The 8592-nt window shown below is 74.9% G+C and carries 3 protein-coding genes; all 3 read right to left on the bottom strand.

The annotated features are described in order from the left end of the window. Positions 1 to 1829: FAD-dependent oxidoreductase (locus MXD59_RS25505; protein ID WP_248827118.1), on the bottom strand; the 1829-nt coding region annotated here is incomplete at its 3' end. 38 nt (positions 1830 to 1867) lie between these two features. Then, positions 1868 to 7753 carry a type I polyketide synthase gene (locus tag MXD59_RS25500; RefSeq protein WP_283097496.1) on the bottom strand — a complete coding sequence of 1962 codons (5886 nt, stop codon included), beginning with the start codon at positions 7751 to 7753 and terminating at the stop codon, positions 1868 to 1870. A 78-nt stretch (positions 7754 to 7831) separates the two neighbouring features. Then, the coding region (locus tag MXD59_RS25495; protein ID WP_248827117.1) for a phosphopantetheine-binding protein at positions 7832 to 8592 on the bottom strand (761 nt) is incomplete at its 5' end.

Raw genomic sequence — 8592 nt, 5'->3', positions numbered from 1 at the left:
GTATACCCAGGGTTGCCGTCCAAGAGCGGATCGGATTGTCGCGGCTCGGTTCCTGGCCGCTTTCCCATCCGCGGCCCCGCGCCGCGGCCCTTTGGGGGCGCCGCCCCGGGCCCCCGCCTCGGGGTGTCCTGCGGCGCCGAGACCGGCTCCCCGTTCGATGCTGTCGACCCGGACGACGATGTCGCCGGCCCGGATGCCGCTTCCGTGGTCGGCGCCTGGGTCCGCGGCCTCGGGGAGAGGACGGTCAGCAGCCGCTCGACCTCGGCCAGCTCGGCGGTTCGGGAACCGGACGCCGAGACATAGCCGTCCGGGCGCAGCAGGACGAACCCCGCCGGCCCGTCCGCCACATGCTCGTGGCTGACCAGGCTGGGGAAGCGGTCGGTCACGGCCCGGGCGGCCCCCACCAGGCTGTCCGCGACCTGCCCGGTGGACCCGTCCGGCCTGGTCGGTGCCGCGGGTCCCCTCGTCACCAGACGCAGCCGTCCCGCGGCCGTGGCGGAGCGGATCGGTCCGGCGGCCGGGATCCAGGCCGGGGTGCGCGCACCCGCGGGCGGCAGGCCCCGCCGGGACGCCCGGCCCAGCCCCCTGCCGCCCAACCCCCTGCCGCCCAACCCCCTGCCGCCCAGCCCTGCGCCGCGCAGCAGCCCGCCCGGCGACAGCGCCCCCGCGGGCTCGGGCTCGCCGAGCAGCAGCGGATAGCGGGTTCGCCAGCCGGCCAGCAGCGGCGCGTACCAGCGGCGCAGCGAACCGGTCCGCTGCAGGACATCCCAGCCGGCGTTGCGCACCCGGGCCTTCGCTCCGCGCAGCACCGCCAGCCGGATCAGCCGGGCGGCTGTCTGGACCGTCTGCTCGGCGGCCTGGCGCCGCTCGGGGTCATAGGTGTCCAGCACCGACTCGGCCAGCCGGCCCTGCACGACGCCGGCCAGCTTCCAGCCCAGGTTGCGCACATCGGACAGGCCCAGGTTGAGGCCCTGCCCGCCGATCGGGGAGTGGGTGTGCGCGGCGTCCCCGATCAGGAACGCCCGGCGTAGCCGCAGGGTGGCGGCGATCCGCTCCTGGCTGGTGAACGTGGTCAGGGTGCCCAGCGCGCCGACGGTCAGCCCACCCGGCCCCCGCAGATCCACCAGTCGCTGGACGAGCTCGGTGCTCAGGGCGGTGTCCGGTGCCAGCGGCGAGGCCAGCCGCACGAAACCACCGGGCAGCGGCGCGCACAGCAGCGGACCGGCCTGGCCGAAATGGTAGTGCAGCTCGTCGCGGGCGAAGCCGCCGTCGACGATCCCCTCGGCGAGCAGCACCGTGAGCGGGACATCCCCGCCGGGAAACTCGATGCCGAGCCGCTGGCGGACAGCGCTGCCCACCCCGTCCGCACCGATCAGCCAGTCGGCCGTGATGGTCTCGGTGCCCGCCGGCCGCGTCACCTCGACGACGACCCCGTGCTCGCTGACGGTGAGATCGGTGGCGCGGGTCGACCACTCGACCGCCACCCCCTGCTCGGTGAGCGCTTTGCTCAGCAGCCGGCTGGTGTGCTCCTGGGGGAGCACCAGCGGCCGGTTGCGCGGGTCAAGCCCGATGCGCACGGTCCGCCGTCCGGTGAGGTAGTAGTTCATCGCGTGCGGCGCGAAGCCGAGCTGTCGCGCCTCGTCGAGGACGCCGAGGTCGTCGAGGACCTCCAGGGCCGGTGGCCACAGCAGGATCGCCCGCGACCCCGTCCCGGCCGCGTCGGCGGCGTCGATCACACGGACGCTGGTCCCGAGTCGGGTGAGGACCGCGGCGAGGGCCAGGCCGCAGGGGCCCGCTCCCACGATCAGGACGGATGTCGCACTGCTCATTGCGGTCTCCTTGAACGGTGCACGGGTGGACGTAGGGGTCAGCGGGTCGCGACCAGCAGCCCGGCGAGCCACTGCTGGACGGCCCGCGCTGCCGCGCCGGCGTGCTCGGTGATGAGCGAGAAGTGATCGGCCGCCAGGTCGGTGGCGGTCTCGACGTCGGGCCAGTCCGCCTGCCACGCGGTGTCCGGTGACCAGGCGGGCAGCGGCCGGGCCGCCCGTACGAGCAGCGTCGGCGCGTGCAGCGTGGCCCGTGGCGCGTCGGCCAGCAGCCGCAGATAGCCACCCATCGCCGTGAGCCGGACGTCGTCGACGGGCGTCAGTTCGTCCAGATGCTCGGCCATGCCGGCCAGCAGCGCCGGTCCGACGTGGGTGAACGCGGCACCGGCCGGCTGGTAGGAGTCGAGCAGCGCCAAGGCCAGCGGGCCGGTGTCGAGCTCCTCCAGCCGCTGGGCGACCAGGTGCGCCAGGGTTCCGCCCGAGGAGTAGCCGACCAGCACGAACGGCCCGTCCTGCGCCACCGGCCGCAACGTCTCGACGATCGCCTCGACCAGGGCCTGCCTGGACGCCGGCAGCCGCTGGCCGTCGAGGTACCCGGGTAGCGCCAGGGCCCAGACGCTCGCGGTTCCGACCAGGTGCGCGGCGAACCGGGCGAACTGGTAGGGCCCCGAGGTCGCCAGCACCGTGGGCAGGCAGACCAGTGCCGGTAGCTCCCGGCCTTCGGCCAGGCGGGTGAGCGCCGGTCGTTCGCCCGGGCCGGGATGTTCGAAGGTGGCCCTGAACCGGGCCGTCTGCGAGATCGCCTCGGTGAACTCGGCCAGCCGGCCGGTCTCCCGGGCCTGCTGGAACAGTGCGCTCAGCAGGCTCTGGGTGCTGCGCGGTTCGGCCGGTCCACTGGTCTGGCGTGGAATGGCGGCGGACGCGGCCGGAGCCGGCGCGGTCTGGGGATGGTCGTCCCCAGCGCCGGGAAGTCGCGCGCGCAGGTACCGGGCGAGTTCCTGGGGGCTGCCCGCGTCCAGCATGACCCGGGCCGGCAGGTGCAGGCCGGTCGCCGCGCTGAGCCGGTTGCGCAGCTCCACCACGGTCAGCGAGTCGAAGCCGAGTTCCAGGAGGCCGAGGCGGGTGTCGACGCGCCGCCCGCCGCCATGGCCAAGGACCGCGGCGATCTCCGCGCCCACCAGCTCCAGCAGACTGGCTTCCTGGTCGGCGGCCGGCCGGCCGGCGAGCCGTGCCACCGAGATCCGGGTGGACGTGGGCCGGCTGGCCTCGCGGGCCCGCTGGTCTCGCCGAAGCGCGTCGACCGCGGGAATCGTGCGGACCAGGGGCGGTGTGCCGCCGGCCGCCTCGCGGTGGCGTACCAGCTGGGGCCAGTCGACGTCGGCGATCAGCATGGCGGGCTCGTCGTGGTCGAGTACCTCGCCGAGGGCGCGCAGAGCCAGGTCCGGGTCCACCGGGGTGAAACCGCGGCGGCGCAACCGGGCCAGCCGGCCCGCTTCCCCGTCGTGCCCCACCGCCGGGTGCGCCCCCGTGCCGGCGGCGGTGTCCGGCTCGGCCGCTGGCTCGGTGTCGGGCTCGACGTCCGGTTCGGACCAGGCCGTCCAGGCGACCGCCGTGGCGGGCAGGCCGGCGGCCCGCCGGTGTTCGACGAGGGCGTCCAGGTAGGCGTTCGCGGCGGCGAAGGCCGCCAGTCCGGGGCCGCCGAGGGTCGCGGCCGCCGAGGAGAACAGGACGAAGGCCGCCGGGGTCAGCGGACGGGTGACCTCGTCCAGGGTGCGGGCCGCCGTCGCCTTGGCCCGCACCACCTGGGCGAGACGCTCGGGGGTGAACGCGTCGAGCGGCCCCTCGTCGAGCAGCTGGGCGGTGTGGAAGACGGCCGTCAGGGCCCGCCCGCCACGGGGATCAAGAGCCTCACGCAGAGTGACGGCGGCGTCCGGGTCGGCCAGATCGACCGGGAGGACCCGAGCCTGGACGCCCAGCGCGTGCAGCTGGTCGTGCAGCCGCGTGCTGTGGGCGGCGGCGACGTCCGGTCGCACCGTGAGCAGCAGTGTCCTGGCCCCGCCGCGGGCCAGCCACAACGCGGTCGCCTGGCCCAGCGGGGACGTCGCGTCGGTGACCAGGACCGTCCCGGCCAGCCACGACGCACGCGTGACCGGGCTCGTGACCGGGCTCGTGGCCGCCAGTGCGGCAGGTGCCAGCCGGCGGGTGAACAGCCCACCGACGCGCAGCGCCACCTCGTCGTCGGTCTCGCTGGCCGCGTCCGTGCTGGCCTCGGCCCGGTCGGCCGACCGGGCCGAGGCCAGCGCACCCGGGGCCGCCAGGACGCCCACCAGCCGGGCGGCGGCGCGGCTGTCGAGGGTGGCCGGCAGGTCCACCACGGCGCCCCACAGCTGGGGATGTTCGGCGGCGATGCCTCTGGCCAGACCCCAGACCATGGCCTGGGCGGGGCTGACCAGCCGGTCCGACCGGCCCACCGAGACCGCGCCGCGGGTCAGCGGCCACAGCCGACCCGTCGCGGCCGTGTCCACCAGCGCCTGCACCAGGGTCAGCGTCTGGATCAGCCCCGCCGGGACCCCCGGGTGCCGCGGTTCGTCGGAGTCGGCCAGAGCCAGCAGGGAGACCACGCCGGCGGCCGACGCCGCCCCGGCTGCCCGCAGCTGGGCGGCGAGCGCCGACCGTTCGATGCCCGCCGCCACCGGCACCCGCGTCACCCGGGCACCGTGCGCCGCCAGCGCCGCGAGGACCGCGTCGGCCAGCGCCGCCCCGCCCGCCCCGCCCGCCTCGGCGCGACCCGCATCGCCGAGGATGGCGTCGTCGGGAATGGCGTCGTCGGGGCTTGGGTCGTCGGGGCTTGGGTCGGCTGGCAGGACGAGCAGCCAGTCCCCGCCGAGCACCGCCGGCCCCGGTTCGCCGCGGCTGTGCCACCGTGGCTGGTAGCGCCAGGAGTCGATCAGCGCCCGCTCACGACGTCCGGTGCGCCAGGCGCCCAGCGCCGCCAGCAGGTCCGCGGATGGCTCGGCCGGCCCGGTTCCCAGGATGTCGGCGAGGGCCTGGCCGTCGCGGCGTTCGGCCGCGGCCCAGAAGTCGACCTCGGCCGGGTCGGCGGCCGCCCCGGTGGGCAGCGCCGATCCCGCGCGCGGGTCCGGGCGGGGGGTGTCGGCGGCGGGCTCGTCCAGCCAGTACCGCTGGCGGGCGAACGCGTAGGTGGGTAGCTCGATCCGGGCGGTGTCGGCGGCGGAGCCACCCAGCGCGGGCGTCCAGTCCACGGTGACGCCCTGGACGTCCAGTTCCGCGAGCGAGGCCAGGAACCGCTGCGGCCCACCGTCCTGGCGGCGCAGGGAGCCGACCACCAGCCCGGTGCCGTCCGCGACCTGCTCGATGGTCTCCTCCACGCTGGCCGTCAGCACCGGATGCGCGCTCGGTTCGACGAACACCCGGTGGCCGTGGTCGGCCAGCAGCCGCACCGTGTCGTGCAGGGCGACGGGTTCGCGCAGGTTGCGGTACCAGTAGCCGGCATCGAGCTCGGCGGTGTCCAGCGCGCCCGCGGTGACCGTGGAGTAGAACGGCACCGGGGATGACGTGGGGGACAGCGGCGCCAACGCGGTCAGCAGCCGCTCCCGGATCGCTTCGACGTGGTGGGTGTGCGAGGCGTAGTCGACCCGCACCCGGCGGGCCCGCACCTGCCGCTGCTGGCAGTGGGCGACCAGCTCGGCGCAGGCATCCGGATCGCCGGCCACGGTCACCGAACGCGGCCCGTTCACGGCCGCGACGACCAGCCGGCCGTCCCACCGGGTGAGCAGCTCGCGGCTGTCGTCGCGGTCGAGGCCCAGGGCGACCATGCCGCCCTGGCCCGCGAGTTCGGTCAACAACTGGCTGCGTAGTGCGACCACACGCGCGCCGTCGGCCAGTGAGAGGCCGCCGGCCGTGACCGCCGCCGCGATCTCCCCCTGCGAATGACCGATCACCGCGGCGGGCTCGACCCCGAAGGATCGCCACAGCGCCGCGAGCGACACCTGCATCGCCCACAGCACCGGCTGCACGACATCCACCCGGTCAAGGGCCGCCGCGTCGTCGGCGACCGCGTCCAGGGACCAGTCGACATGCGGCGCCAGTGCCTGGCCGCACTGCTGCCAGCGCTCCCGGAACGCCTGCGACGAGACGGCGAGCTCCACGGCCATTCCCGGCCACTGCGATCCCTGGCCGGGAAAGACGAACACCGGTCCGCGGCGCCACTGCCCGCGCCCGCCGGTGACCACGCCGTCGGTGTGCGTGCCCAACGCGAGACCGTCGCGGGCCACCTGATCCAGCCCGGCGAGCAGCTGCGTGCGGTCGGCCGCGAGCACCACCGCCCGGTGGGTGAGCCGGGCCCGGGTCGTGGCCAGCGCGTGGGCGATCCCGGGGTCGTCGCCCGGCGGCTGCCCGGCGACGAAACCACGCAGCTGGGCGGCCTGCGTCCGCAGCGCGTCCGCACCGCGGGCGGAGATCAGGAACGGCCGCACGGCCGTGGTGGCGGGCTCGCCGACGTGCGCGCCGACCGGTTCGGGCTCGGGTGCCTGTTCGAGGATGACGTGGGCGTTCGTGCCACTGACCCCGAACGCCGAGACGGCGCTGCGCCGCGGCTCGCCGGTCCGCGGCCACGGCTGCGTCTCGGTCAGCAGCGACACCGCACCGGCGGACCAGTCCAGATGCGGGGAGGGTGCGTCGACGTGCAGCGTGCGAGGCAGCACCCCGTGCTGCATCGCCAGCACCATCTTGACGATGCCGGTGACGCCGGCGGCGGCCCCGGTGTGCCCGATGTTCGACTTGATCGATCCCAGTCGCAGCGCCCGCTCCTGCGTACGGTCCTGACCGTAGGTCGCCAACAGCGCCTGGGCCTCGATCGGGTCGCCGAGAGTGGTTCCGGTGCCGTGTGCCTCCACCGCGTCGACCTGCGTCGCCAGCAGACCCGCGTTGGCCAGCGCCGCGCGGATCACCCGTTGCTGCGCCGGGCCGTTCGGCGCGGACAACCCGTTGCTCGCCCCGTCCTGGTTGATCGCCGAGCCACGCACCACCGCCAGCACCGGATGTCCGAGCCGTCGCGCGTCGGAGAGCCGTTCCACCAGCAGGACGGCGACCCCCTCGCCCCAGCCCGTCCCGTCCGCGGCGGCGGCGAACGCCTTGCACCGTCCGTCCGGGGACAGCCCACGCTGCCGGCTGAAGTACACCCAGCCGGCCGGCGTCGTGAGAATCGAGGTGCCACCGACCAGCGCCAGCGACGACTCGCCCTGCCGCAGCGACTGGACGGCCAGGTGCAGGGCGACCAGCGAGGAGGAGCAGGCGGTGTCGACGGTCACCGCCGGCCCCTCGAGCCCGAACGTGTACGCCACCCGCCCGGACAGCACACTGGCCGCGACCCCGGTCATCCGGTACGTCTCGATGTCCAGCGGCAGGGACGTCAGGTCGTCGCCGTAGTCCTGCGTGCTGCTGCCGAAGAAGACCCCGGTGCGGCTGCCGCGCAGGCTTTCGGGATCGATCCCGGCGCGTTCGAAGGTCTCCCAGGACGTCTCCAGCAACAGCCGCTGCTGGGGGTCGATCGCCACGGCCTCCCGCGGGCTGATCCCGAAGAACTCCGGGTCGAACTCACCCGCGTCATAGAGGAACCCACCCGAACGCACGTAGGACGTGCCCGCCTGGTCGGGATTCGGGTCGTAGAGCGCGTCCAGATCCCAGTGCCGGTCGGTCGGGAAGTCGGAGATCGCGTCGGTCTCGTCGATGACGAGGCGCCACAGGTCCTCCGGTGAGCGCACCCCGCCGGGGTGCCGGCAGGCCATCGCGACGATCGCGATCGGCTCGCGGCGCCGGTCCTGCTCGTCCCGGAGCTGCTGGCGGGCTTCGTGCAGTTCGAGCATCGCGCGCTTGAGGTAGGTGCGGAGCCGCTGCTCATCTGACATGGCGTTACCTCATTGCCTGGATGGGATCACGATGGCGGGCTGCGAGCCGGATGGTCGCGGGCCGGTGGTGGCCGTCGGTCAGAGCGGGCCGAAGGTGCTGTCGAGCAGGCCGAACAGGTCGTCGTCGGACGCGGCGTCGATCCGTTCACTGATCTCGTCGCGACCGGGATCGGCTGTGGCCGTCAACTGCGCCAACAGGTCCTGCAGCGCGCCGGCCACCCGGCGGCGCTCGGTCTCGTCGCTGCTGACCGCGACCGCGGCGGCCAGCCGGTCCAGCTGGGTGTCGATGCCGGTCGCGGGAGTGCCCACGTCCAGTCGGGTGCCCAGGAACGCCGCCACCGCGGCGACGCTTGGATGGTCGAAGGCGAGCGTGGTGGGCAGGCTCAGCCCGGTCGCCGCGCCCAGCCGGTTGCGCAACGAGACAGCCGCCAGAGAGTCGAACCCGAGTTCCTTGAGTGCCCGCCGCGGGTCGACCTCCTGCGGATCCGTGGCGCCGAGCACGGCGGCGACCTGCGTGCGCACCAGCTCGACGAGCAGCTCCTCCCGCCCCGGCTCGTCCAGCGACGCCAGCCGCAGCACCAGGGCGTCCGTGGTGGCACCCGCGGTGTCCTGGTCCGTTTCCGCCGCCGCGTCGGACGCGGGGGCCGCGCTGGTTGTCGCGCTGGCGGGCCGGTGGTCGCTGGCCATCGGTTCGGCCGGCCAGTAGTTGCGGTGCCGGAAGGGGTAGCTGGGGAGGGTGGTGCGGGGTTCGGGCGTGCTGCTGCTGCTGCTGGTGGTGGTGGTGGCGCCGTGGGTGTGGAGGGTGGCGAGGTTGGTGTGGAAGTGGGTGAGGGTGGGGT

Origin of the sequence: Frankia umida (assembly GCF_023242945.1) — a bacterium.
Taxonomy (GTDB): domain Bacteria; phylum Actinomycetota; class Actinomycetes; order Frankiales; family Frankiaceae; genus Frankia; species Frankia umida.
Note: the sequence above shows the minus strand (reverse complement) of the source record. Positions and strands in the feature narration are given on the sequence as shown.

What these genes read in the sequence shown, in the direction of transcription:
- MXD59_RS25500 (WP_283097496.1), bottom strand. Translation starts at nt 7,753, where the DNA reads ATGTCAGATGAGCAGCGGCTCCGCACCTACCTCAAGCGCGCGATGCTC.